Raw genomic sequence first — 25,555 nt, forward strand, 5'->3', positions numbered from 1 at the left:
GGCCAATCATCGGCTAATATTTACCAATCAACTGATAACGGGGCCAAGGGTAGCGCCGAGGGTAGGACTAAGGGTATGGCAAAGTCCGGCGAACAGGACGGCGGCAAAATGGGCAAGGGCGAGCGCACCGCCGCGGCGATTCTCGACGCCGCAGAAGCGCACTTTGCCGACAACGGCTACCACGGCACCTCACTGCGCAATATCGCCACCAGCGCCGGCCTGCAGGAACCCGGCATCTACAACCACTTCGCCAGCAAGGAAGCCATCTACGCCGCGGTGCTGCACCGCATCCTCGACCCCGTTGGCGCCGCCCTCTCCCGCCACCTGGCGGAAGCGCGATCACTGCCGGAGATGATTGAGCTGCCGGGCCTGCTGATGGACTTGCTGGTGGCCCAGCCTCACCTGGCGCCCCTGCTGCAGCGCGCCCTGCGCGAAGAGGCCGGGCTGGCCGGCAACACCGTGCTGCACCGCTGGCTGGCCAGGCTGTTCAACGAAGGCATGGCCGCCGCGGCAAGCGTTGCGGAAGAACAGCATCTGGAGCGCGAACGCATGGCCGTCAACCTGCTGGCACTGTTCAACGTTGCCACCGGCTACTTTGTATCGGGGCCGGCCTTTGCACTGCTGGAGGCCGGCGACCCCTGGGACGAGGACAACCTGGCGCGGCAAAAACAGCTGCTGCACCGCATGATGCGGGCGATGATGGTGAGCTGAGGGGCGAGGCACCTTGCAATAGACGCTCTGAGAAGGTGGTACCCCGGAGACGATTCGAACGTCCGACCTAGCCCTTAGGAGGGGCTTGCTCTATCCAGCTGAGCTACCGGGGCGTTGAGCGCGAAAGAAGGCCGGCATTATGGGGAGCTAAACCTGGCATGGCAACCCAGAGCCAGCCCGAGAGAAAACAAACCCGCCGCGCACAGGCCGTGCGCGGCGGGCGATGACAGCACTGTTCAGCCCTTGCGCGTTTTCAGGTAGGCCATGAATTCCTCGGTATTGGCGGCCTGGTCGGCGTCGATTTTGCGGGCGATATCGGAATCGGCCATCAGCGCATCCCATTGCGCCAGGCCCGGCACCGCAGCAATAACATCGAAGTTCAGGTAATTGGGGCCCACCAGTTTAGGAATGGCCAGGGCATAGCGCAGCACAATATCCGCCAGGGTGAGTTGCGAACCGGTCACATAGGGGCCAAAGGCCGCCAACTCGCGCAAGCCGCGCACACCCCGCTGCAGGGTTTCTTTGACCTCATCCAGCACCACAGCGGGAATGTCGGCACCGCCAAATACCGCCGGCAGTAAACGCCGGGCGGACAGCTCAAAATAGAGTTCAGCCAGCTTGGCCAGGCGCCGCACCCGCGCCCGGTCATCTGGATTGCGCGGCAATAGACCGGGCTGGGGATGGGCGTCCTCCAGGTACTCCAGCAATACCGAGCTCTCCGACAGCGCCGTGCCCTGGGCGGTACGCATGGCGGGCACCTTGCCCAGCGGGTTGACCGCCAGCAATTCCGGTGAGCCTGGGTAAACAATGGACTCTTCAAAGTCCAGGCCCTTGTGCAGCAGGGCGTGCTTGACCATGTTGTGATAGTTGCTGAAGGGGAATCCGTAGAGGGTAATCATCGCGCGGCTCTCTCTGTTTGCGGAACGTGTTATGGAACGTGTTGCGTATTGCAGCGTGGCTAATAGTGAGTGTTGCGGGTGTGGATAGGGAAAGTGGACCACCAGTATAAGCGCCGGCCCCGCCCCCGGCGCTATCCGATTTTGCCACCGGGCACTGCATTGATAGGCATGGGCGGTGCCGCAATCGGTGGACGCAGGCAAATACGCGCATCTGGACTAGACTCGCAGAGACCGGGTGCAACAACAAGGGGTAGGCGCGGTAACCTCGCCACGCCGAACGGGAGAGACCACCATGCAAAGCACATCCTTTGCCAGGCTCGCGGTTGTCGCCTGCCTGCTGGCGGCGCCTGCGGCGCAGTCCGGCGGGCTGTGGCTTAACGAATATGGCGACACCGCTGGCGGGCGCGCCTCGGCCGGTGCCGCCGCCGGGGTGGACGACGCCTCCACCCTGCTGCACAACCCGGCCAGCGCCATTCGCCTGGACAGCAGTGAGTTACTGGTGAGTGCGGCGTTGCTACAACCGGCCTTCGAGTTCCAGCAGCAAGGCGATGCCACCCTGGGCCCGGGCGGCGGCAACGGCGGCGATGCCGGGGTGCTCTCGCCCTCTGGTGGCCTGTTCTACGTGCATGGCAACAACAGCGACAACTGGCGGGCCGGGATTTATTTCAGCGGCCTGGCTGGCGTTGGGCTGGATTATGACGACAACTGGGTAGGTCGCTACCAGACCATCGAGAGCAGCCTGTTGATCGCCACCCTCGCCCCCACCTTGTCCTGGCGCTTCACCGACCGCCTGACCTTCGGCGCATCGCTGCAGTGGTATATGGCCGAGCTGGACCTAAGCCTGCGTATTCCCAACCCCTTACCCAACCGCCCCGATGGCGAGGGCACACTGGATGGCACCGACAACGGTTTTGGCTTCACCGCCGGCGCGCTGTATGAATTGTCCGAGCAGACCCGCTTGGGTCTGAGCTACCAGAGTGAACTTAACCCCGACTTTGGCGGCCAGCTGGCATTAAAAGGGCTGGGGGTCGATGTGGTCACCAACACCGATCTGACCATGGCCCAAAACGTGCGCCTGGGCCTGCACCACCGTTTAAATGAGCGCCTGGCGCTGGACCTGACCCTGGGCTGGGACGACTGGAGTGAACTGGACGAGGTGTTTGTGGCCGTCGCCAGCACCGGCGCCAGCCTGGAGAAAAACTCCCGCGACACCACACATGTAGCCATCGGCATGGAATACCAATTCAATCCACGCTGGCTTGTCACTGCCGGGGTGTCTTACGATACCAACCCCATGGACGCCGACTTTCGCACCGCCGACATGCCTCTCGACCGCCAGATTCACGTTGGCGTGGGCGGCGAATACCAGCTCAGCGACGCGCTCACCCTGGGGGGCTACTTCAATTACGCCGACCTCGGCAATGCCCGCATCTCCGCCGCGCAGTTTGAAGGGGAATACGAAAAGGCCGTGATTTACCAGCTCGGTATGAATGCCAGGTGGCATTTCTGAGGGGACGCGGCCGATGCGACAGCCTGGCGGCGGCGATGACAGCGTGGCCATGAACCTGGACGCCTGGGATTTCGGGCTGAGCGTGAAGCGCTGCCTGGGGGCGATGTTTTCGCCGCCCTGGAAGCGGGCGTAGGCGGGTTCCGTGGCCTGCGCGTGGAAGATTCCGGCCTTGAGGATGTGGGCCTCGACGCCGGATCCAGCCCCTATATTCGCCTGCTGTTCAAAATTCGCCCGGAGCCTTAAAACCGTGATACTGCACCGCTGGGCCTGCGCCCTGCCCCTGCCCCTGCTACTGGGCGCCAGCGCCAGCCAGGCGGACTTTTTTAACGACTACATGATCGACCCGGAGGACGGCATGATAGACGCCAGCCAGTTCCTCTCAAGCGTGCCGCTTGGTTTTTTGCCAATTCCCTCCATCATCACCGAGCCGGCGGTGGGCACGGGCCTATCCCTGGGGGCGCTGTTTTTTCATGAGACGGCCGAGCAACGCAGGCAGCACACCAGCCACCAGGCCCTGCTGCCGGAGAACATCAGCGTGCTGGGCGCCATGGGCACCGACAATGGCTCCTGGGGCGGCGGCGGTGGCCACCTGGGGTTCTGGATGCAGGATTCGCTGCGCTATCGAGGCTTTGCCGGATACGCCTCCATCAACCTGGATTTTTATTCCCTGCCGCGCCTGGGCGAGCTGCCGCGAGCGCTGGAGCTGAACCTTGAGGGCCCAGCCCTGTTCCAGGACCTGAAATACCGCCTGCCCGGCACCGGTGTTTTTGTGGGGGCACGGCAGTTTTACCGGCAGGTGGAAACGAGCCTGGCCAATGCGCCGCAACTGCCCAACCTGCCGCCGGGCTTTGGCGGCGCGCTGCGCAACCAGCTGGAGCAGACCATTACCACCTCCGGCCTTGGCGCGGTGGTGGAATACGACAGCCGCGACAACCCCTTCAACCCGCAAAGCGGCTACTACTACACGGCCAATTACACGGTGTACGACGGCGCCATTGGCAGCGACGTGGATTACGACAGCTACCAGATAGCCGGGCTGAACTATTGGGAGTTCGGCGAGCGCTTCAACCTCGGCATACGCCTGCAGTACGACGCCGTGCGCGCTGGCGGCGGCGAAGCGCTGCCCTCCTACGTGCCGCCGTTTGTGGATCTGCGGGGCATTCCCAAATCGCGCTACCAGGGGGAGGCGGTGGGCGTTGCCGAGGTGCAGCTGGACTACAAGCTCAGCCAACGTTGGAAAGTAGGCGTGTTCAGCGGCATGGGCCGGGCCGCGGAGCACTTCAACGACCTGGGCGCGGCAGACAACGTGGACACCATCGGCGCGGGCTTTCGCTACCTGATCGCCCGCCGCTACGGGTTTTCCATGGGGCTGGATGTGGCTCGCGGGCCGGAGGAATCCGCCATTTATATCCAGGCTGGATCTACCTGGTAGGGGCTATCTGGTGGGGCCAGCCTGGCGGCGCAGCCCCCGGCGCCAGTTCAGGCGTCGGGGTAGATACGGCGCCAGTCCTTTTTCATGTCCACCACCAGCCAGCCGCGGCTGGGGGCTTCGTCCAGCGCCGCATCAAGCTTGCCAACGGCCGACTTGCGGTCATAGGCGTACTCCCGCTCGGCGTCGGTGTGGTGAACCAGCAGAGCGAAGCGCGGCGTGGTATCACCGGCATCGCGGGGGATGGTGGTGTACTGCAGCATCTGCAGATCGCCATCGGAATTGCCCGCCGCAAAGATCGGGCGGCGGCCGATATGGCGATAGATACCCACGGGCTTACCGGCCTTGTCGTCAACCAGCGACACCTTGGGGTCGCGCATCAGCGTCGGGATGCCATCGCGCAGTTCAAAGTGAGCCTCCAGCGTGGTGCCAACCACCTGCTCCGGGGGTACCCCATACACCGCCTCGGCAAACACCCGCAGGAAGTCGATGCCGCCGCCGGATACAATAAACACCTTGAAGTCGTTGGCGCGCAGGTAATCCAGCAGTTCCAGCATGGGCTGGTAAATCATCTCGGTGTAGGCCTTGCCGGTCTGGGGGTGGCGGCTGTCCTTCAGCCACTGCCCGGCGGCGGCGGCAAATTCATCGGTGGTGACGCCGGTGTGAGAGGCCATCAGTATCTGCATCAGGCCTTCCATGCCGGTGGCCTTCAGGCCATCCAAGTCGCCGACCAGGGCGCTCTTGAAGGGCTCGGTGTCCTTCCACTCGGGGTGCTGGGGCGCCAAGTCCCGCAGTCGGTCCAGGGCGAACAGCAGCTGGAAATACACCGGCTGCTCGCTCCACAGGGTGCCGTCGTTATCGAAGGTGGCTATGCGCTCGGCGGGCGCCACGTAGGTGCTGGCGCCCTCGCGGGTAACCTGTTCAACAAAGGCGACAATGGCATCGCGCGCCGGGCCCGCCTGCCAGGACGGCAGCACTGCCACGCCCGCGGCCTCGGCCCGCGCCAGGGTGCTGGCCAGCAGGCAGTACGCCAGTACACTTGCCAGCACTCTCGCCAGTGCCTGCCCCTGCCCTGCTGCCCTTGCCAGCACCCGCGTGTAGCCCCGGTCAACCCGCACCGTCAAAGCCATCGGCGGCTCCTCCGTTCAATACAGTGAAAAAAGGGCGCCCCGCGGCGCCCTGTGGTGTCGGTTCAGGAGCCAGCGCTGACCTTGTCCAGCCCGTCGCGCAACTCCTTGGCCCAGCGGCGCAGGATGCGGTCGGCATCGGCTTTGTTGGTCACGCTGTTGGTCCACGTCAGGTAGTTGTCGTCGAAGTCACGCTGGCGATCCACAATGCGCACCAGCACCTCGTCGGTGGTGGCGTCCACCAGTTCCAGCAGCAGGGTCATCTCACCGGCGGTAGTGGTGTAGGTGTGGCTGATGCCCGCAGTGCGCACGTCAGGCGCGTTGATATCCAGATTGATGATGGCCGGGCGCAGCACCAGCACCTGCTCGCCGGGGGTGAACTCCTCCACCACATTGTAGGCCGGGGACTGGGCCAGGGCCTCGCGGAACTTCTCTTCGCAGGCTTCGCCCAGTGCGTTTTTAATGCGATCCACATCCTTCTGGGTGACCCGGTTGGTCAGGTCGATACGATCCTCGTTCTGGTCGCGCAGCCAGTTCTTGCGGAAAGCCACGGAACAGGGGGTTACCCCGTATTCCTTGTAGCCGGTGATGTCCGCCCCGGGCTTTTTATACACCTCGGCAAACTGGGTGTCGGGCACCAGTTGCAGGCCATCGTAGGATACAGCCGGCGGCGAAGGCTCCATGCTGGCACAGGCACTTAACAGTGCACCGGCGGCAAGTGAAGTGGTCAGCGCGGCGAATCGTTTCATGTTCTGATCTCCTGATTGATAGGGGCCGGTTATGGCATCGGGACTACGGCGCCCGACTACGGCACCGGGGCAGACACCAGCCTGTGACACCGAGTGTAGACCAATCTGGCAAAAGTGCACCGCAGGGCCCACACCGGCACATCCGACTGCCGGTCACAACCCAGCCGGGCGAAAACCCGATCTTAACCGGCGAGTGGGCCATGTCGAACCCAAACATTGGAAAAAGCAAAAAAAAAGCCCGGGCAGATGCCCGGGCCAAGGTATGGAACCTGAATATAGTTTTAGTCGAGGGAGCCCGGAATGATCCAGCCGGCCCACCAGGCGTCGTTGGCAGCGGTGCCCGGCTCGACAGCGCCGACAAAGTCGGTGTCGTCGAAGGTAAAGCCGGAACCGTTGTCCACCGGCACAATGCCGGGCGCGGTGACCAGTGCCGCACTTTCGGTGATGGCGTAGGCATCATCGATGGTGACGGTGCTGTTGTTGGATTCACCGGCGTTGTCTTCAACATCGGCGCTACGGTGGGTGTAGAAGCCGCCGGAACACTCACCCAGCAGGTTCACCAGGGTCACGTCGGAGTTCACCACATTGGAGCCGTCACCGTTCACGTCGGCATCGTCGATGCGCACACAGCCTTCGTTGAAGTCACGCACCGCCGTGTTGTAGATAGCCGTGGTGAGGGCGCCGCGCAAGCGCATGCCCGGCTGGGCACCGGCGTCGGAGTCGTCGTTGTTGTTCATCGGGCTGCCGAGGATCAGGATGTTGGCCAGTACCGCATCGGTTTCCGGGGCGTACTCGTCATCGGATGAGTTGGCCTCGATGGCGCGCGGATCGTTGGAGCCGGTGGGGGCTGCCTTGTTCGGATCCTTGCGCACGATGGCGTACTGGATGTTGCCCTTGTAACCCTCGTCAAAGTCGATGTCGTCATCGTCATTGTTGGTCAGCACCAGGTACCTGGCGTTGGCGGTGCCACCGAACCACTCCACGGCATCATCCAGGTTGCCGTGTACCTGGATGTACTCCAGGACCGTCGCGTGACCAACACCCTGCAGGGTCAGGCCGTTGATCTCGTTGTTGGGGCCAGCCACCAGGCCACCCTCGGCAATGCGCACATAGCGCAGGGAGCCGGAGTTGTCCGCCGGGTCGTTACCGCCGTAGTTGCCCACCACGGTGCCGCCCTCGCCCACTACGTTACACACGGTGCCGCTGCCAAAGCAGGGGCCGGTGCCGCCCTGGCCGTACTGGGGCGCAAAGCCCTGCAGGATGATGCCACCCCACTCGCCGATGCCGTCGAAACCGTCGTCCAGGCTGGAGAAGGTAATCGGGCTGGCGGCGGAACCGTTGGCCACCAGCTTGGAGCCGCGGGTAACCAGCAGTGAGCCATCGTCAAAGGCTTTCACATCCACGCCGGGGCGCACGGTGAGGGTCACGCCGGCATCGCGCACGGCCTGCACATCGGCAGCGGAGCTGACGCTCTGGTTGCCGGTGCCCACCAGCACCTCGCCAGACAGGCGCCATTCCACGCCGGCCACCAGGGTGTAGTCGCTATCAACGGTGCCGGAGATGGTGCACACAGTGCTGTCGGCGTTACAGCTGACAAAGTCAGCCGGCTGCACTTCCTGGGCGGTGCCCAGGGTGTTGGGCAGGGTCCAGCCTTCCCACCAGCCGGTGCTGGCGTCGGGGTCGACGGCGCCCACGTAGTCGGTCTGGTCAAACACAAAGCCGGAGCCGTTATTGACCGCGGTGATCACCGGCGCAGAGGCCAGGCGGGCCGCCGACTCGTTGATGGCCATGGTGGCCGAGTAGGTCAGCGTCTGGGTGGTGACATTCGACGCGCTCTCTGGCATTTCGTGGGTGTAGATACCCTCGGCACAGTCGTTGAGAATGTTCTCCAGCACCACGTTGGAAGGCTCGATGATGGAGCCGTCGCCATTCACATCGGCATCGTCGATGCGGATACAGCCGGTGTCAAAACCCTGCACCGAGGTGTTGTAGATGCTGGTGGTCAGGGCACCGCGCAGGCGCATGCCCGGCTGGCGGCCAGCCTCGGCCTCTTCGCTGTTGACCATGGGGCCACCGATAATGGTGATGTTGGCCAGTACAGCGTTGGTTTCGGGCACATACTCATCGTCGGATGAGTTGGCCTCGATGGCGCGCGGATCGTTGGAGCCGGTGGGGGTCGCCTTCTCCTGATCCTTCTGGATGATGGCGTACTGGATGTTGCCCATGTAGCCTTCGTCGTAGTCGATGTCGTCGTCATCGGTGCCGGTCAGCACCAGGTAACGGGCATCCACGGTGCCGCCAAACCACTCAACAGCGTCATCCAGGTTATTGTGTACCTGCACGTACTCGATGGTGGTGGCGTGGCCAACACCCTGCAGGGTCAGGCCGTTCAGTTCGTTGTTGGGGCCAGCAACCAGGCCACCCTCGGCAATGCGCACATAGCGGATGATGCCACTGTTGTCCGCCGGATCGTTACCGCCGTACACGGCAACTTCGGTGCCGCCCTCGCCTTCCACGTTACACACTTCGCCATCGCCGAAGCAGGCGCCGGTGCCACCCTGGCCGTACTGGGGCGCAAAGCCCTGGATCACCACGCCGCCCCACTCGCCAAGGCCGTCGTAGTTTTCATCCAGTGAAGAGAAGGTAATGGGCATGGCCGCGGTGCCATCGGCTATCAGCCTGGAGCCACGGGTCACCAGCAGGGTGCCGTCGTCGAAGGCGCGGATGTCGGTGCCGGGCTCAATCTCCAGGGTCACGCCGTTGTCACGCAGCGCCTGTACATCGGCAGCGCTGGACACGTTCTCATTGCCCTCGCCCACCCGCACGGTGCCAGACAGGCGCCACTGCACGTCGCTGGTCAGCACGTAGTCGCTGTCCACCTGGCCACTCAGGGTGCCAACGCTGCAGTCGTCGTTGAAGCTGACAAAGCCGGCCTGCACAACACTGTCACAGTCGCCGTCTACCGGCGGCGGGGTCGGATCGTTGGGGTCGGTGGTACCACCATCACCGCCGTTATCGATATTGATCGTGACATCGTCACCGTCATCGCCGCCGCTACAGCCCGCGAGGGTCGTCAGCGCAATCAGGGTCGCCACAACAAGCCCTTTACGTTTCATGGTTCATTCCTTTCTGGTTGCTGAATGATCGTGTTGCTGGTGTCGGTTAAATCCGGCGCCGGGGCGCCGGGCGAGGTCTTACAGGAACTGGTAGGTAATCGAGGCGCCAAAAATAGTGCCGGTCTGGTAGCTCTCGATCACCCGCTGGTTCTGGGAGTAGTCGACCTTCTCGTTGAGCAGGTTTTTCACCTGCAGTTCGAGGGTGAGGGACTCCGAGAACATTTTTTCGTAAGTGATATCAATCAGTACGCGGCCGTCTTCCATCTGCGGGCCGGTGTTGGCGCCGCGGGCAATACGGAAGATGCGGTCGTCGAAGTAGTTCACCAGCAGGGTGAACTTCTGCTCCGTCGGGTAATGGTCGAAGCCGAGCTGGAGGTTGCCCAGCCACTCGGACTGACCCTGCAGCTGGCGGCCGTCGGCGCCGGCGCCTTCCAGGCGGATGGAGTCTTCGCTCAGGTCCACCTCGGAATCGATGTAGGACACGTTACCGGCAAGGAACAGCAGGTAGTTGGCCTCGTCCATCAGGTTCATGTTGGCGTCAAGCTCAATACCGTTGAGGGTGGCCGCTTCCTGGTTGCGGAAGGTGATGCCACTGGCGGCCGAGCCGGAGGCGTCCGGCAGCGCGCGCTCGATGGGCTGGTCGATGTCCTTGCGGAACAAGGCCAGCGACACGCTCTCGTCCTCGGAGAAGTAGTACTCGGCCCGCAGGTCGTAGTTCTCGATCGTGGATACCTGCAGATCCGGGTTGCCGAAGATGGGGTCGTCGGTGGTCGGGTCGTAGGACAGCGACTCGGAACGCTCGATCAGGCCCGGGTAGGACACGGTCTCGCTGAAGCCGGCGCGCAGCTGGATGTCTTCGGTGGGGCGCCAGGTCAGGTTCAGGGCCGGGTAGACATCGTCGTAGCTCAGGTCGTTGCTGGTGCCGCCTTCCTCGTTGGGGTACTCCAGGTTCTGGGTGAAGTCTTCCACCCGGGCACCCAGCAACAGGCTCCACTGCTCACCGAAGTCGGTGTTGGTGGTGAGGTAGTAGGCCTGGATTTCTTCCTGGGAATCGTAGGAGTCGGTGTCGGCCGTATTAGCCTGCAGGCGAATTTTGTCCAGCGCAAAGTTGTAGTAAGGCAGGATGTCCTTCTCCAGATCCTGGTCGATGCCGAGGTCCAGATCGTCGCCGTCATCACCCAGGCGAATACCGAAGCGGTACTGCTCTACGGTGCGGTCCTTGTCGGACCACAGCAGGCCCACTTTGAACTCGGTGCTGACGTTGTTGTTCCAGTCGAAGGGAATGGCGTAGTCCACCGAGATGTCGTTGCTCTCTTCCACCAGGTCAGACCAGCGGCGCTCGAAGGCAGAGGTGGACAGGTTGCCGTTGAAGTAGGTGTACTGGCGGCGATCCGGCTCGTTGCGGTCGGTGCGCGAGTAGGCCAGGCGCCAGTCCAGTTTGTGGGGGTTATCGCCAAAGGCAAACTCGTTGTGGCCGGTAAATTCCTGCGAGAAGAACTGGCGCTCCACCCACTGCAGAATGGCCTGGTCAACCTGGCTGTCTTCCAGGTCTACCCCGCTTTCGTAGCGGGTGGTGTCCTCGCTGTTGCGTAGCAGAATGGTCTTGCTCAGCACTTCGTCGGCAGCGCCGTATTCGTAGCCGGCCACAAAGTAGCCGTTCAGGGTGATGGTTTCCTCGGCGCGCTGGTAACCGCCGGTCACATCCAGCGGGTTATTCAGCTCGGCCTTGCCGCGGTCGGAGGTTTTGTAGCCGTAGTCACCGGCGGCGTAAAAGCCGATCTCACCACTTTGCAGGGCGTAGCGGTCCCCGTAGGAGATGGACAGGCCGCCATCGGGAATGGCGGACTTTTCCTTGATGTTGTAGTCGTCCTGGAACTCCACGCCGTACTGGGCGGCATCCAGCGGCGAGGTACAGCGCACCGGGTCGATGGCCGGGTCACAGATGGTCAGCGACGAGCCACCGTCGGTGGCGCGCACCACGTAGTTTGGCAGGTCGCGCAGGCCGCTGTCAAAGCCCAGCCAGTCGTCGTTGGAACCGCGGTAGCTGATGATCTTGTCGCCGGTCACGTCAAAGTTGTAACCGCCAGACACGCCCACCTTGAACACGCGCTCATCCGGCAGGCCGCGGGTGTTGATCTTGATGGAGCCGCCGGTGGTGGTCGCCAGTTGGTCCGGGCTGTAGGACTTCTGGATTTCGATGCCGCCAAGGATGTTGGTGGGAAACAGGTCCAGCTGCACATCGCGGCGCTGGGGGTCGGTGCTCGGCATCAGCAGGCCGTTCAGGGTGCTGGAAATATAGCGCCCATCCAGGCCTCGCACGGTGGCGTACTTGGAGTCGGTCACCGCCACGCCCACCACCCGGTTCAGGGCGGCGGCCACGTCGGAATCACCAAAGCGTTCCAGCTGGGTGATATCGATGGCGTTGGTAATGGAAGTGGCGTAGCGCTCCATGGTGGCGGCGTCGTCCACCGGGTTGAATACGCCCATCACCACCACCTCTTCCAGCGCAGTGGAAGGCAGCTGCACGGTGTCGTTGGCGGAGTCGGCATAGAGCTTGATCTGGGCAGTCACCCCCAGGTCGGCCAGCACGCGCACGCCGCCGACGGTGGCGTCTTTGTAGTCCGGGTGGGACACTTTCAGGTCGTACTCGCCACGCGGCACGTCGATCTGGTAAATGCCCTGGGCGTCGGTGACCGCAGAAACCCCGGCCCCGGCCACCACCACGGTGGCGCCGGCGATGGGGGCGTTGGCGGTGTTGCTGATGACGCCGGTCACAAAACCGTCGGCACTGGCGTCGCCGGGGCTGAACTTGCGCACCTCCACCCGGGGTTCGTCGCCGGCAGCGGAGGTGAACACCACGCTGATCTCCACGTCTTCATCGGCGTCAGCTTCAAATTCCACCGGGAATGTGATGTCGTCGTCGCTGAGGCTCAGGGTGTGCGAGCCGCCCTCGATGTCCGCCTCTGTGGAGCCACGGCCGTCTGTGCTGCCAAGGGGCACGCCATCCAGCGTTGCCTGTACGCCCTGCAGGGGCGCCTCGTCCAGAAACAGTTGCAGATAGAGCCCGCCAGCCAGGGAATGCTGCGAAACCAGCGAGGCGGCCAGCCCGATACCGAGATAGGATTTCTTCATGTTGATGCGCTTCAACTCCAGATCCAGTCAAACCCGATGCCCGGTAGCTGTGGCGGCGCTGGCCGGCCAACAACCCAACTCCAGTACGGAGCCCGGTGCAGATGAGCGCATCCTAATTGGCGAACATGACAGTTTTGTTAAAGTTTTGGGCAATTTTTGAAATGTTGACGGGCGCCACTTCGCGGCCGGCCCCGGGCCGCTGAAATCCCTGTATTGCGCCCGCCTGCAGCGTCACAAATGTTTCAAATTTCCGTCTTTTTCCTGCAACAGGGCCTCGCCATGCTGGCCCCACATTCACTGCAGGCGAGGTATTAGCCATGGCACGCAGCAATCAGGACATCAACCCCGGGGAAAAACAGCGCATTCGCGACCAGATTCGCCAGCAGGTGGAGGAGTTCCTGCACCGGGGTGGCCGCATTGATGTGATGGACGGCAAGCCGCGCCTGCAGGCGGTGCGTCGCGGCCCGGTTTGGCACGGCCAGGACGACTTCCAGCAGATTATGGAGTGAGGACAGCCCATGCTCGACGTTCGCAGCGTTCTCGAGTCCCGCTACCCATCCTTCTTCGAGCGCCACGCGCGCAGCGCCCACACCCTGTCGCGCTTTCTCGGTTTCCTCTTCTACCAGTCCCGTTTTGAACAGTTCGGCCGCGACTATCCCCACCTGCGCGGCTTCGATTTTGTGGACGCCACCCTCAACTACTTCGACTTTACCCTGAAGCTGCGCGACAACGAGCGCATGCGCATCCCCGCCAGCGGACGGGTGGTGATTGCCGCCAACCATCCCATCGGCTCGCTGGACGGGCTGGCCCTTCTGAACCTGGTGCGCCAGGTGCGCCCGGATGTGAAAGTGGTGGCCAACGACCTGCTGACTGCCATCGACGCCCTGCACCCGGTGCTGCTGCCGGTGAACAACATGGGCGGTGGCACGGCGCGGCAGCACCTCAAGGCCATTCGCGCCCACCTGGAGCAGGACGGCGCGCTGATTATCTTCCCCGCCGGGGAGGTGTCGCGCTTTGGCGCCAAGGGCGTAAAAGACGGCGAGTGGCAGAGCGGCTTTGTGAAGATTGCCAGCGCCACCCGCTCGCCGGTATTGCCGGTGTTTGTGGCCGGGCGCAACTCCCTCTTCTTTTACAGCCTGTCCTTCCTGGCCCGCCCGCTGTCCACCCTGTGGCTGGTGCGGGAGATGTTCAAGCAGAGCCACAACGCGGTGGAGGCCCGCGTTGGCCGCGCCATTCCCTACGACAACTACGCCGGGCTCGACCTGTCGGCGCGCAAGCTGGCACAGATGTTTCGCAAGCACGTCTACCGCATTGCCCGCGACCGGCGCCCGCTGTTTCGTTCGGTGGAAACGGTGGCCGCGCCGGAAAACCCCCTGCTGCTCAAGCGCGAACTGGCCCAGGCCGAACACCTGGGCGACACCGCAGACGGCAAGCAGATGGTGCTGTGCCGCATGGACGACGCCCCCTGCGTGATGCGCGAGATTGGCCGCCTGCGGGAGCTGACCTTCCGCAGCGTGGGCGAAGGCACCGGCCGGCCCCGGGACATCGACCGCTTTGACCGTGACTACCAGCACCTGGTGCTGTGGGACGCCGCCAACATGGAAATTGCCGGCGCCTATCGCCTTGGCGACGCCCCGGCCCTGCTTGAGCGCGGCGGCATGGACGCCCTGTACACCCACACCCTGTTCGCCTTCGGGCCAGACATGCGAGCGCTGCTGGAGCAGGGCCTGGAACTGGGCCGCAGCTTTGTGCAGCCCAAATACCAGACCCGCCACAGCCTGGACTACCTGTGGCAGGGCATCGGCGCCTTCCTGCGCCGCAACCCGCGCTTTCGCTACCTGTTTGGCCCGGCCTCCATCAGCCGCCTGTACGGCAGCGAGGCCATTGCCCGCATCGCCTGGCACTACGGCACCCACTACCCGGCCCGGGGCCTGCAGGTGACGCCGCGCAGCCCCTTCACCGTCCCTGACACTCTGCAGGCGCGACTGGCCAGCGAATGCGCCGGCCTGGACCGGGAACAGGACCTGAAGGCCCTGCGCGACACCCTGGCGGAACAGGGCCTGCCGCTGCCGGTGCTGTACAAACACTACGCCCAGGCCCTGGAGCCCGACGGCGTGACCTTTACCGCATTCAATGTGGATCACGATTTTGGTGACTGCGTGGACGCCTTTGTACTGGCGGACCTGACCCGGCTCACCGAACGCAAGCGCAGGCGCTATCTGGGTGCCGGCGCGGGGGATGACAGCGCCACATAAGCCACGGGGAGGGCACACCATGGAGGCACTGAACGCGGACGGCAAAATCCACTGCCGCACGTTGTGGATTTCGGACGTTCACCTGGGCAGCATCCACTGCAAGGCGGATTACCTGCTGGCGCTGCTGGATCGCGTCAAATGCGAGCGGCTCTATCTGGTGGGGGATATTGTGGATGTGTGGGCCATGCACCGTCGGGTGTTCTGGCCGGAGGCCCACAACCAGGTGCTGCGCAAGCTGCTCAAGCTGTCGCGCAAGCAGGTGGAGATCATCTACATCCCCGGCAACCACGACCAGAACTTCCGCGAATTCTGCGGCGCGGAATTCGGCAACGTACACCTGCGCCAGGAAGCCATCCACGAAACCGCCGACGGCCGCCGCTTTCTGGTTATCCACGGCGACGAACTGGACTACGCAGTGCGCTACAGCCGCCTCAACCGCGCCATTGGCGACATTGCCTACGACTTTCTGATGTGGGTAAACCGCTGGGTGAATCGCGGCCGGGAATGGCTGGGCAAGCCCTACTGGTCACTGGCCAAATGGGTGAAGGGGCACATTGCCCAGGCGGAGCAGGCCATCAACGCCTACCAGGACGCCGCCGTGCTGATGACCCGCCAGCGGGGCCTTAACGGCATTATCTGCGGCCACCTGCACCACCCGGTGATCCAGCGCTACGACGACGTGCTGTACTGCAACGACGGCGACTGGGTGGAAAACTGTACCGCCCTGGTGGAGGACTTCAGCGGCAGCCTGCACCTGATTCGCGGCATTGGCAGCCCGGACTCGGCGGTGCCGGTGCTGTTCGCCGAAACCGCCACCAGCCCCGCCACGGCGGTGTAGCGCTCTCTACAGCGGATCCAGCACCACCACCGGGATACGCCGGTCGGTGGCCTGCTGGTACTTGGTGTAGGGCGCGTAGATGTCCACCATCTGCTGCCACAGGGCCTCGCGCTCGGCGCCTTCGGCCACCCGGGCCCGGGCCCGGAACTTGTCTGCGCCCACCTGCACCTGCACCTCGGGGTTGGCCTGCAGGTTGAGGAACCAGGCCGGGTGGGCCGGCGCGCCGCCCTTGGAAGCAATCACGCAGTAGCCCTCGCCGGCGCGGCCGTAGATCAGCGGCAAAATCAACGGCTTGCCGCTTTTGCGGCCGGTGGTGGTCAGCAGCAGGGTGGCAATCATGCCCTCCCCGCCCCCCAGGCTGGCGTCCCAGTAGTGGCCGTCGGCGCCGTCACTGGCGAGATAGCGCTGTACGTGATCCTTCACCCAGTCGGGCAGATTGTCGGCAATACGAACTTCGGTCATGGCGATGCTCCGTGAGGCTGTTATCACAGCATAGCTGATGTCAGATGACGTTGCCGGTGCAGGCGCGGGCGGGCGCCCTACGCTTCCACCAGTTCCAGCTGCCCCGGCTGGCGCCGCAGGCGGTGGCGTATGGGGGTGCGCAGGGCCTGCAGGCCGCCCACGCTGCCGAGCAGGGTGTCGGCGCGCTGGCGCTCATCCCCGGCCAGGCCCGCATAGTGATCCAGGCAGCGCTGGAACATCCACTGGCTGTAGCTGTGAATGTAGCGCGTGCCGGTGGCGCCGCCCGTGGTAAAAGGGTGAAACCCCAGCACCCGCGGCAGGCTGCCGCCGGGGTTGGCCGCCAGCCACTGGGCATTGTGGGCCACCACGTCCACCGCATCCGGCAGGTGTTCGCGGCACATCGTGGCAAGGATGGGCAGCAGGGTATCGGGCACTCTGTCATCGGCCAGAAATTCGCCGCTGCGCGGCCGGGGCGCATTCATGCGCTGCACCCAGGCGTATACGTTGGGCGCGGTTTTTTCCATCAGCGCCCGGGGCACCGGGTCGCGTCCGAGGTGGGCGTACAGCGGCCCGATCAGGCCAAAGTCGCCAATGGAGGGCCGGCTGCCCAGCAGAAAGTCGTACTGGGCAAAGTGCGCGTCCAGGTGCGCCAGGGTGTCGGCGTAGGCGGCCTCGATGCCGGGGATGGTCTCGGGCGTTACCCCAAGGGCAGTGATGGAACCGCGAAAGGGCGCGCACAGTTTTTCGCCCAGGCGGATTTGCTCCTCCTCGCTGGCCTCGGGGTCACTCATGGCGCCAAACTCGCGCATGATGAAATCGTACTGCTCGTCCACCACGCTCCAGCGGTAGTGCATGGCGGGAATCACCAGCCATTCATCGCCATAGAATTCCAGCATCAGCGCCACCAGCCGCTGCAGCGGCCCGGCGGGATACACCGACGGCTGCGGGTGGCGCTGCTCCAGAAAGTCGATGATGTCGGTGGTGTCCTGCACCACCTCGTCATCGGGCGTGTGCAGCACCGGCACGATGGCCGCGCCCACCCGCGGCAGGATGAAGTCCTTGTACACCTGCCGCGTGGCGGGCTTCTCGTTGAAGTCCAGGCCCTTGTAGCACAGGTAGCAGCGCGCCTTGCCGGTGTAGAGCGACAGCTCGCCGCCGTAGAGCGTGTAGGGGCTGTGGGGGTTGTAGCCGGAGCTGGATGGGGCCTGGGGCATGGTTATCTCCCGGTGATCAAGACGGGTGGGGCGCCTGCCGGACAAGGCGCAGCAGGAGGATGGCCGCCCGCTTGGCCTGCATCGGCAGGGTACGCATATCGGCGATTTCTTCCACCGTGTGGCCGCCCTGCCCCATCAGGCCCAGGCCGTCGATGGCCATGTCCACATGGGCGGCGGCAAAGGAAATATCGGCGGCGCCGGCGCGACGCGGGTTTACCGCCGCCACCGGCCCGTAGCCAAGTTCTTCGCTGATCGCGGTGTACATGGCCAGCAGGGTGCGATTGCCGTCGGTGGCGGGCATCGGTGGATAGCCCTCGCTGAAGGTGAATTCGGCCTGGGTGTGCGGGCTGTTGTCGGCGGCAATGTCGCGCATGGTCGCCACCGCCCGCTCCAGCTGCTGCGGCGACACCGCGCGAATGCCGCCGTTCACCAGCGCCGCGCGGGCAATCACATTGCTCTTGCCGAACACGGTGCCGCGGCCACTGTCGGGTTCAAGCAACACATCGGTGCCGGCTACCAGGGCGCCGGGGTTGAAGGTCAGGTTGTCCTCCTCGCGCAGGGCCTCGCGCCAGGCGGTGAGAATACGCGCCACCTCGAAGGCCGCCCCGTCGCCAATGTCCTCGCGAAACACCTGGGAGGAATGGGCCGGCCTGCCGCTCACCGCCAGCCGCCAGCTGCTGGCGCCCCGGCGGCTAATGACGGCCGTGGCCGGGTCGCCATCGCCATCCTCGAAGCCGATGGCGATATCGGCCCAGCGCGCGGCCTCCACCAGGGCGGCATTGGCCACCGCCAGGGGCTTGCCGCGCAGTTCCTCGTCGCCGGTCAGCACCACCTGCAGTTGCAGCTCATCCAGCACCCCCGCCTGGCGCAGGGCCGACAGGGCCAGCAGCATCACCACATTGCCGCCCTTCATATCGGTAATGCCGGGGCCGCGCACATGGTGCTCATCTACCCGCTCAAAGCGCTGGAAGGGGCTGTCGCTGGCAAACACGGTATCCAGGTGGCCAATCAGCAGGATCTTGGGCCCGCGCTCGCCGCGCCGGGCCACCAGGTGCCCGGCGCGGCCGAAGGGTTCGCCGTCCACCCACCTGGCCTGAAAACCGAGCGCGCTGAATTCATCGGCAAACAGCTCACCCACCTGGCGCACGCCAGCAAGGTTCATGCTGCCGGAATTGATGTTCACCGCCCGCTCCAGCACGCCGGTGTAGCGGGCCACGCCCTCCTCCACGGCGACGGAGACGGCGTCCTCCTCGGGGGACAGGGCCAGCGCGGGTGCTGCCAGGCAGGTGAGCCACAGGCAAATGACGGACAAGGGGTTGCGAAACACGGTGGGGCCTCCCGGGGTTTGCGGTCGCTGCAATCAGGAGGCCGACCTTAGCACGCCCACCCGCCGGGTGGTGCATTCGCCCATCCGCGCCGCCCAATCACCTTGCGCGGGCACGGCTTTGCGGCCCCGCCGGGCGGTCGCCGCGAGCTGTGGCCGGCATCAGCCGGCGACCATTAATTGTTTTATTTTTCAATGCCTTATATGAACCAAAGGCGGCCCTATCACTATCGACAGCTTGTTCACGCACCCTGCCTGGCAGACCTTAGATGACGATAAAAACATAACCTGAGAGGCACTGAACGTGAACGCATCCTTCCCCGGAAAGCCCGCACCTGGCAACTCCTTACCGGGCAGCCCCCTGCCCGCCCGTCCGCGCACCCTGGCCCGCGCCATTGCCCTGCTCACCCTGCCGCTTGGCAGCGTAGCCGCGCAGGCCCAGGGCAACGAGGTGCTGCCGCTGGAAACGGTGATTGTTACCGCCCAGCGTTATGAGCAGTCGGTGAATGATGTTGGCATGGACATCCAGGCCTACCAGGGCGAGCGCCTGGAACAACTGCGGCTGGACGACGTGGACGACCTGACCGCGGTGGTGCCGAGCTTCACCGTGGCCCAGAGCTACCAGGGTGTGCCCACCTACACCCTGCGCGGCGTGGGCTTTAACACCATCAACATGTCCGCTACCTCCACTGTGGGCACCTACGTGGACGAGGTGGCCTACCCCTACCCCATTCTGAATGCCGGCCCGATGTTCGACATGGCCAGGGTAGAAGTGCTGAAAGGCCCCCAGGGCACCCTGTTTGGCCGCAACACCACCGCCGGCCTGATCAACCTGGTGACCAACAAGCCCACCGAGGATTTTGAGGCCATGGTGCAGGCCGAGGTGGGCAACTACGACACCTTCAACCAGGAGGCGATGATTTCCGGCGCCCTGTTCGACGGCCTGCAGGCACGGCTGTCCATTCGCAACGAGGACAGCAACGAAGGCTGGCAGGAAGCGATGGACCGCAGCGAAACCCTGGGCGAAGTGCACCGCACCGGCGTGCGCGCGGCCCTGGCCTTCCAGCCCACCGACCGGCTCGGCATCGACTTTGCCTACAACGGCTGGCGCGACACCTCCGACACCCTGGCCGCCCAGGCCATCGGCTTCACCCCGGCCACCACCCCCGGTGGCGGAGGCCAGCCCAGTCTGTTCAACGAGCCGGGCCTGGCCGACTACGTGGCCAACAACCGCCCGAAAAACGCCGAAGACGCCAACTGGGTGAGCGCCGCCAAACGCGGGGCAGACATCGGCATTGGGGCCGGCCTTGGCGGCGATCTGGAAAACGACAGCTCGCTGGACGCCTACAAGCTCAACATCGACTGGGAACTGAACGACGATTTGCGCCTGGTGGCCCTGACCGGCTATCAGGACTTCGAGCGCCAGGCCCTGTCCGACTGGAGCGGCGCGCCCTTTGAAATTCTGGTGCAGGACGCCTACGGCACGATTGAGAGCTTCTCCCAGGAGCTGCGCCTGGAAGGCAGCACCGAAAACACCCGCTGGATGGTGGGGGCCTACTACGCCGAGGACGAAATTCTCGACGCCAACCGCACCCTGCTGGGCGACAACGCCAACTCCAACATGATCTCGGTGATTACCTCCACCCTGCTGGGCACGCCCTTCAACAGCTTCGGCTACACCGTGGAGGATGCCCTGCAGTCCTTCCGCACCTACCGCGACAGCGCCAACATCGACAGCACCACCAAGAGCGTGTTCGCCAGCGTGGACTGGGATCTGGCCGACAGCCTGACCCTGACCACCGGCATTCGCTACAGCGAAGACGAGCAGGACTACAACGGCTGTTCCAGCGATGTGAACGGCAGCATGCTGCCCAACGTGAACATAACCAACCGCGCCCTGTTCCTGCAGACCTACGGCGCTTTTGTGGACCCCATCGGTCCCAACGAGTGCAACACTTTCAACCCCGAAACCCTGAGCTTTGGCACGGTGGAATCGGAACTGGACGAAGACAACGTGGCCTGGCGCGTAGTGGCCAACTGGACACCCACCGTCGACACCCTGTACTACGCGTCGGTGTCGCAGGGCACAAAAGCCGGCGTCACCCCGGTGAACGCCGCCAACATCTCCACCCAGAACGCGCCGGCCAAGCAGGAGGAGCTGCTGGCCTATGAACTGGGAGTGAAGGCCGCCCTGTTCAGCCAGCGCATGCAGTTCAATGCCTCCGCCTTTTACTACGACTACACCGACAAGCAGCTGAGCGTGTACTTCGCCGACCCCATCTACACCGCCCTGTCGCGCATCAACAACGTGCCGGACTCCGAGGCCTACGGCCTGGATGCCGAAATCACCTTTGCCGTTACCAACCACCTCACTGCCATTGTGGGCGGCACACTGCTGCGCACCGAGGTGCAGGACTATCAGGGCATCGACGCCGCCGGCCAGCCGGCCGACTTCGACGGCAAGCACTTCCTGTACAGTCCGGAGGCCGCCGGCAGCCTGACCCTCATCTACGACCGGCCGATCAGCGAGGGGCTTGGCATGTCCCTGACCCTGAACGGCCGCTACCAGGATGAGAGCTACGGCAACCTGGCCAACGACGATGACCACAAGATCGACAGTTACGGCCTGTTCAACGCCACCGCCGCCCTCTACTCACTGGACGAGCGCTGGAATGTAAGCCTGTGGGGCGCCAACCTGACCGACGAGTACTACTGGCTGGCGGTGGCCACCAATGCCAATACCGCAGTGCGCTTCCCCGGGCGCAGCATGACCTACGGCGCCAGCTTCACCTACCGTTTCTGATGCAGCGCCCGCACCGCGCCGCACTCAGCTCCCAAGGCGCTGCCCCCTCCCTGCCCCTGCGGCAGGGGGCGGGCCGCGCCGGCCCGCAAGGGCCGATTTCGACCTTGCCGGATTCAATGTTGCAACACCTCCCCACTCAGGGCACTCTGGTGCGCGATAAAAACGGGGAGCAAATCCTGATGGCGGTGGCATCCACATCCGAGCAACGCGCGCTGGAACAGGACGAGGTACAGAGCCTGGCCGAAGCGGTTGCCGCCGCCGGCAAGCGCATTGGCCTGCCTTACATTGCCGCCAGCGCCGACATCTCCAGCCCCCACCCCCTGATCGACCGCGAGGGCCGCCCGCTGGCGGAATCCATCTTCCCCTGGCTGGACCCGGAGCTGCGCTACTGGGAAGACCCGGGCTTTGCCCTGCGCGCCACCATCATCCAAGCCTGCCGGGTGTGTGCCGAACCCTTTTACCTGCACCAGGGTCAGCTCGCCAGCTGGCGCCACAACGGCGCGCTGGATGCCGTCAACGAGCAGGAGAGTTTCGAGGGCTTTGGGGTGGAGGCGGCCATCATGGTGCCCTGCCACCTGCCGGGCGGGGTCATCGGCTCGGTGGTGTGGGCCAGCCCCGACCCCGCCCTGCCGGTGGCGGACATCTTCCACACCCACGCCAGCGACCTGCTGACCCTGGCGCTGACCTTCCTGTCCAGCTACCGCGACTGCAGCGCCCGCGCCCGCATGGAGGCCCCGCCGCGGCTGACGCCCCGGGAAATCCAGTGCCTGAAGTGGGCGGCGCTGGGCAAAACCGACGCCGAGGTGGCGATCATCATGGACATCTCCCTGCCCACGGTGCGCTTTCACATCACCAACGCCGCGCGCAAGCTGGCGGTATCGGGCCGCTCCCAGGCCCTGTACCGCGCCGCCATGCTGGGCTATATCGGCGCCGCCGCCGGCCCGGCACGCAGCTAAGGGGCGCCCCTAACAAGCTGGCGTTATATAAAGTGGCGCCGATGTTCCAAAACAGTAGTCGACACCCCGGCGCCGCTCTGTTTTCATGGGCCTGTGCCTTTAGGCACCACTTCCGGGTATTGCTGTGCGTTTTCTACCGCAATACCCACATAGACAACTCGCTACAGACAACTGGAGCAACACACTTACGCCGGGCGCACTCTTTGGGTGCGAGGCTGTTTCCTCGGCGCAAGAAAGGCTCCAATGGAGGCAACCTCTATGAGAAGACAGAAGCGCGACATGAACACCCGGGCGTTTGATCGCGGCTACCAGGCCGGCCTTTCCGGCCGCAGCATCGACTACTGCCCCCACGCCAACGAGGAACACCGCCAGAACTGGGTGTGCGGTTGGCGTGAAGGTCGCTCCGATCACTGGGACGGGCTGACCGGCGTTTCCGGCGTACATAAACTTCGCGCCCTGTAATCACAGAGGCAGTAACAACCACTACACAACTGGGCCGGCAAATGCCGGCCCATTTTTTTAGACGCTCCCGGCGCTTCGAATGCGATGATCAAAACGCATATTTAACGCTGACACCATAGGTGCGGGGAGCTGAAACATAATGGCGATAAACCGTATCGCCATTGCTGGTGTCCAGCAAACCCAAAGCCCCGCCGAGAACCTGGGTGAAATTGTACTCGGCATAGCGTTCATCGGTCAGGTTCTGGCCGTAGATGCTAAAGGTCCAGGTGTCGTCGGCGCTCGCAACGGTGAATCGGGCATCCACCAGCTCATAGGCATCGTTTACCGCCTGACGGCTGAGTTCAGTTCCACCGGCAATAAAGTCATCGACATACTGCCAGTTGGCACTGGCCGTCCAGTACATTCCGTTCGAAAAGTCACGCGTGTAGGCGATACCTGCATTGATCTCCCACTCTGGCGAAAAAGGAGCGGCTCTGCCGGTATGGTCCTGAGGATTCGGGCAGGACGGCGTACCTGGAGAAGGCAAAACAGCACACCCAGGCAGGGGTGTCGCACCCTTGAAATCCGTGAACTCAGAATCCAGGTAGGCAAATGCCAGATCCAGCGTCAGGTGCTCGGTCGCTGCAGCTTTCAGCTCAAGCTCCAGACCTTGCTGCCGGAGGCTGCCGGCGTTAGTCACGATGAAACTAGCGTCCTGGAATGCTCGATCCTGGAATTCATCGATTTCCATACGGTAGGCGGTGGCGTTGACCTGCATCAAGCCATCCAGCAGGGTGGTCTTAATGCCCAGCTCGATATCATCAACCTGCTCGGAGTCAAATAGCCGACGCTCAAAAAGCGGCTGCGCACTGCCACTGGAATTAATACCGCCAGACTTGTAGCCGGTTGAATAATTGGCGAACAGCATCGTATCTTCGGTCACAAACCAGGACAACACAACGCGATAGGTAAACTGCTCGTCCTCGAAGCGGTAAGCATCCTGCTCAGGCGCACGCAACGACCCGGCAAAGGGGTTGGCAACCTGCTGATCGAAGCTGGCTTCCTTGCTGTCTTCGGTATAACGCCCGCCGAGGGTCAGCTCCAGGGTATCACTGAGCTTCCACTTGGTCTCCAGAAATACCGCCATACTTTCGGCATCCTGGTCGAAGCGCTGAACGGTGGCGTCGGTCTGGGCCAGAGACTGACACAACGGCACGGAATCCGGCAGTGAGCCGCCAATCAGCACGGGGCAAAAGGACGCACCGAGGTTGAGATTCTCGCCGATGGCGTAATCTTCCTGAAAGTAGTAGGCGCCGGCCACGAAATCCATGCGCCCGTCAAAGAATGCACCCTCGGGTGAAATCAGTTGGATTTCCTGGCTCGTAGACTCTGTATCGTAGAAGCTAAGGCGATTCAGGAAATCCATGCCGGTAAAGACAACGTCGCCGTCCAGTTGTTCATTTTCCCAGCTGCGGTAGGAGCCGATCCAGCGCACGCGGTAGTCTGACTGCAGGTCCCAGTTCAGGTCGCTGGATATACCCCACTGGCTATCGTCAAGATCGCCGACGATGCGTTGGTTCACCGTGCCGTCATAGGCATCGTCAATACTCGGCGACAAGGGCCCGAACACCGAGCCGATGGCGTCGATAAAGCGGGCAGGTCCGGCATCCGATGCCACTTCGGGCGGGAGAGCCCCGTCACCCTGCATGTCGGCATAGTCTACCCGGACAGCCCAGTCCAGGCTGTCACTGGGCTGCCAGCGGGCAGAAGCCCGGGCGGTGGTTGCATCGCGGTCGCCATAGTCCTTGTCATCCAGCCGGTTGTGGTAATAGCCATCGCGTTGATCAGCGGTCGCGGCAAATCGCAGGGCAAAGCTCTCGGATACCGGAACATTGACAATGCCGCGTAAGCGACGGGCATCGAAATTGCCATACTCCGCAAATACCTCACCACTCAACTCGTCGAATTGCGGCGCGTGGGTATTGATCTGAACCGCACCGGTCGTGGCGTTGCGCCCGAAGAGCGTTCCCTGTGGACCACGCAGAATCTCCACACTGGCCACGTCCAGGAAACTGCTGAGTATCGCGCCGCCGCGTGCAATGTAGACGCCATCAATAAACGGCGCGACGCTGGGGTCGATGGCATTGTTACCGTCGCTGCCTACCCCTCGCATGCGAATACTTGTAGCGGAGGCCTGCGCCTGTCGATTGATACGCAGGTTCGGCACAATACGAGTCAGGTCGTCTGCGCTGTCAATACCTGCCTGCTCCAGCTTTGCATCAGTGACCGCCATGATCGAGATGGGGACACCCTGGATGCTCTCGACGCGCTTCTGGGCGGTGACCACTACTTCTTCGAGTTGCTGTGCCTGTGCGATCAGAGCGCCACAGGAAAGCGCTGACGAAATTGCCAGCGACAAAAGGTGTTTGCTGTGGGTGAACTTCATCGGAATCTCCATGTTATCTTTATTTCAGTACGATCCGTTGCCCGGGCAACTGGCCGTACCTTGTTGTCACGGGCGTACAGTTGGAACTGCGCCGCATAAACTGGTGAGCGCGGACTATGCGCTTGTGCGCCGGTGGCAGACTG

At 63.6% G+C, this 25,555-nt stretch carries 19 protein-coding genes and 1 tRNA gene; 10 read left to right on the forward strand and 10 right to left on the reverse strand.

All coding sequences use genetic code 11. From position 1 onward, the window contains the following. Window positions 1-75 precede the first annotated feature (75 nt). Window positions 76-711, forward strand: coding sequence for a TetR/AcrR family transcriptional regulator (locus tag DDZ17_RS22675; protein ID WP_206613413.1), 636 nt, complete (start codon window positions 76-78; stop codon window positions 709-711). Window positions 712-747: 36 nt separating this feature from the next. Here DDZ17_RS22675 and DDZ17_RS02470 read toward each other — a convergent pair. Beyond that, window positions 748-824 (reverse strand) — tRNA-Arg (locus DDZ17_RS02470). A gap of 123 nt (window positions 825-947) precedes the next feature. After that, the gene (locus DDZ17_RS02475) at window positions 948-1,610 is read right to left on the reverse strand and encodes a glutathione S-transferase family protein (protein ID WP_116364355.1); all 663 of its coding nucleotides are present in this window, start codon (window positions 1,608-1,610) and stop codon (window positions 948-950) included. A 292-nt stretch (window positions 1,611-1,902) separates the two neighbouring features. Between DDZ17_RS02475 and DDZ17_RS02480 the strand changes: the two genes are divergently transcribed. Together DDZ17_RS02480 and DDZ17_RS02485 are read left to right on the forward strand one after the other, a co-directional pair. After that, window positions 1,903-3,120, forward strand: a complete 1,218-nt coding sequence (locus DDZ17_RS02480; RefSeq protein WP_116364356.1) for an OmpP1/FadL family transporter — start codon at window positions 1,903-1,905, stop codon at window positions 3,118-3,120. Between the two features lie 247 nt (window positions 3,121-3,367). Further along, entirely contained in the window at window positions 3,368-4,552 is a 1,185-nt protein-coding gene (locus tag DDZ17_RS02485) for a BamA/TamA family outer membrane protein (protein ID WP_241505757.1), read from the forward strand. 47 nt (window positions 4,553-4,599) lie between these two features. Here DDZ17_RS02485 and DDZ17_RS02490 read toward each other — a convergent pair whose 3' ends face one another. The 4 genes from DDZ17_RS02490 to DDZ17_RS02505 form a co-directional block, all read right to left on the reverse strand. Next, entirely contained in the window at window positions 4,600-5,679 is a 1,080-nt protein-coding gene (locus DDZ17_RS02490) for an HAD family hydrolase (RefSeq protein ID WP_116364357.1), read from the reverse strand. 62 nt (window positions 5,680-5,741) lie between these two features. Then, window positions 5,742-6,425, reverse strand: coding sequence for a DUF3313 family protein (locus DDZ17_RS02495; RefSeq protein WP_116364358.1), 684 nt, complete (start codon window positions 6,423-6,425; stop codon window positions 5,742-5,744). A gap of 281 nt (window positions 6,426-6,706) precedes the next feature. After that, window positions 6,707-9,541, reverse strand: coding sequence for a hypothetical protein (locus DDZ17_RS02500; protein ID WP_116364359.1), 2,835 nt, complete (start codon window positions 9,539-9,541; stop codon window positions 6,707-6,709). A 78-nt stretch (window positions 9,542-9,619) separates the two neighbouring features. Beyond that, on the reverse strand, window positions 9,620-12,673 hold the full coding sequence (locus DDZ17_RS02505; RefSeq protein ID WP_157976400.1) for a TonB-dependent receptor: 3,054 nt from the start codon (window positions 12,671-12,673) through the stop codon (window positions 9,620-9,622). Between DDZ17_RS02505 and DDZ17_RS22220 the strand changes: the two genes are divergently transcribed. From DDZ17_RS22220 to DDZ17_RS02520, 4 genes are all read left to right on the forward strand, one after another. Next, window positions 12,672-12,833, forward strand: a complete 162-nt coding sequence (locus tag DDZ17_RS22220; RefSeq protein ID WP_157976401.1) for a hypothetical protein — start codon at window positions 12,672-12,674, stop codon at window positions 12,831-12,833. The two genes, DDZ17_RS02505 and DDZ17_RS22220, sit on opposite strands and share 2 nt — an antisense overlap. A 157-nt stretch (window positions 12,834-12,990) precedes the next feature. Further along, window positions 12,991-13,182 carry a hypothetical protein gene (locus DDZ17_RS02510; RefSeq protein WP_116364361.1) on the forward strand — a complete coding sequence of 64 codons (192 nt, stop codon included), beginning with the start codon at window positions 12,991-12,993 and terminating at the stop codon, window positions 13,180-13,182. A gap of 9 nt (window positions 13,183-13,191) precedes the next feature. Beyond that, window positions 13,192-14,928: a bifunctional ornithine lipid synthase OlsF gene (olsF, locus tag DDZ17_RS02515; RefSeq protein ID WP_116364362.1), complete on the forward strand. Its 1,737-nt coding sequence runs from the start codon at window positions 13,192-13,194 to the stop codon at window positions 14,926-14,928. A gap of 19 nt (window positions 14,929-14,947) precedes the next feature. Further along, on the forward strand, window positions 14,948-15,766 hold the full coding sequence (locus DDZ17_RS02520; protein WP_116364363.1) for a UDP-2,3-diacylglucosamine diphosphatase: 819 nt from the start codon (window positions 14,948-14,950) through the stop codon (window positions 15,764-15,766). Window positions 15,767-15,772: 6 nt separating this feature from the next. Here the strand turns inward: DDZ17_RS02520 and DDZ17_RS02525 are convergent, their stop codons facing one another. The 3 genes from DDZ17_RS02525 to DDZ17_RS02535 all read right to left on the reverse strand — a co-directional run bounded on the left by DDZ17_RS02525 (window position 15,773) and on the right by DDZ17_RS02535 (window position 18,769). Then, window positions 15,773-16,228, reverse strand: coding sequence for a nitroreductase family deazaflavin-dependent oxidoreductase (locus DDZ17_RS02525; RefSeq protein ID WP_116364364.1), 456 nt, complete (start codon window positions 16,226-16,228; stop codon window positions 15,773-15,775). Between the two features lie 77 nt (window positions 16,229-16,305). Next, the gene (locus DDZ17_RS02530; RefSeq protein ID WP_116364365.1) at window positions 16,306-17,442 is read right to left on the reverse strand and encodes a glutathione S-transferase family protein; all 1,137 of its coding nucleotides are present in this window, start codon (window positions 17,440-17,442) and stop codon (window positions 16,306-16,308) included. Window positions 17,443-17,458: 16 nt separating this feature from the next. Continuing rightward, on the reverse strand, window positions 17,459-18,769 hold the full coding sequence (locus DDZ17_RS02535) for a M20/M25/M40 family metallo-hydrolase (protein ID WP_116364366.1): 1,311 nt from the start codon (window positions 18,767-18,769) through the stop codon (window positions 17,459-17,461). Between the two features lie 301 nt (window positions 18,770-19,070). Between DDZ17_RS02535 and DDZ17_RS02540 the strand changes: the two genes are divergently transcribed. The 3 genes from DDZ17_RS02540 to rmf all read left to right on the forward strand — a co-directional run bounded on the left by DDZ17_RS02540 (window position 19,071) and on the right by rmf (window position 22,987). Further along, window positions 19,071-21,569 carry a TonB-dependent receptor gene (locus tag DDZ17_RS02540; RefSeq protein WP_206613414.1) on the forward strand — a complete coding sequence of 833 codons (2,499 nt, stop codon included), beginning with the start codon at window positions 19,071-19,073 and terminating at the stop codon, window positions 21,567-21,569. Window positions 21,570-21,718: 149 nt separating this feature from the next. Then, entirely contained in the window at window positions 21,719-22,525 is an 807-nt protein-coding gene (locus DDZ17_RS02545) for a helix-turn-helix transcriptional regulator (RefSeq protein WP_206613415.1), read from the forward strand. 258 nt (window positions 22,526-22,783) lie between these two features. Beyond that, on the forward strand, window positions 22,784-22,987 hold the full coding sequence (rmf, locus tag DDZ17_RS02550) for a ribosome modulation factor (RefSeq protein ID WP_116364367.1): 204 nt from the start codon (window positions 22,784-22,786) through the stop codon (window positions 22,985-22,987). 88 nt (window positions 22,988-23,075) lie between these two features. Here the strand turns inward: rmf and DDZ17_RS02555 are convergent, their stop codons facing one another. After that, a complete protein-coding gene (locus DDZ17_RS02555; protein ID WP_170150136.1) occupies window positions 23,076-25,412 on the reverse strand; it encodes a TonB-dependent receptor in 2,337 nt (778 codons plus the stop codon). Window positions 25,413-25,555 lie beyond the last annotated feature (143 nt).

The sequence above is a fragment of the Parahaliea mediterranea genome (genome assembly GCF_003402235.1).
GTDB lineage: Bacteria > Pseudomonadota > Gammaproteobacteria > Pseudomonadales > Halieaceae > Parahaliea > Parahaliea mediterranea.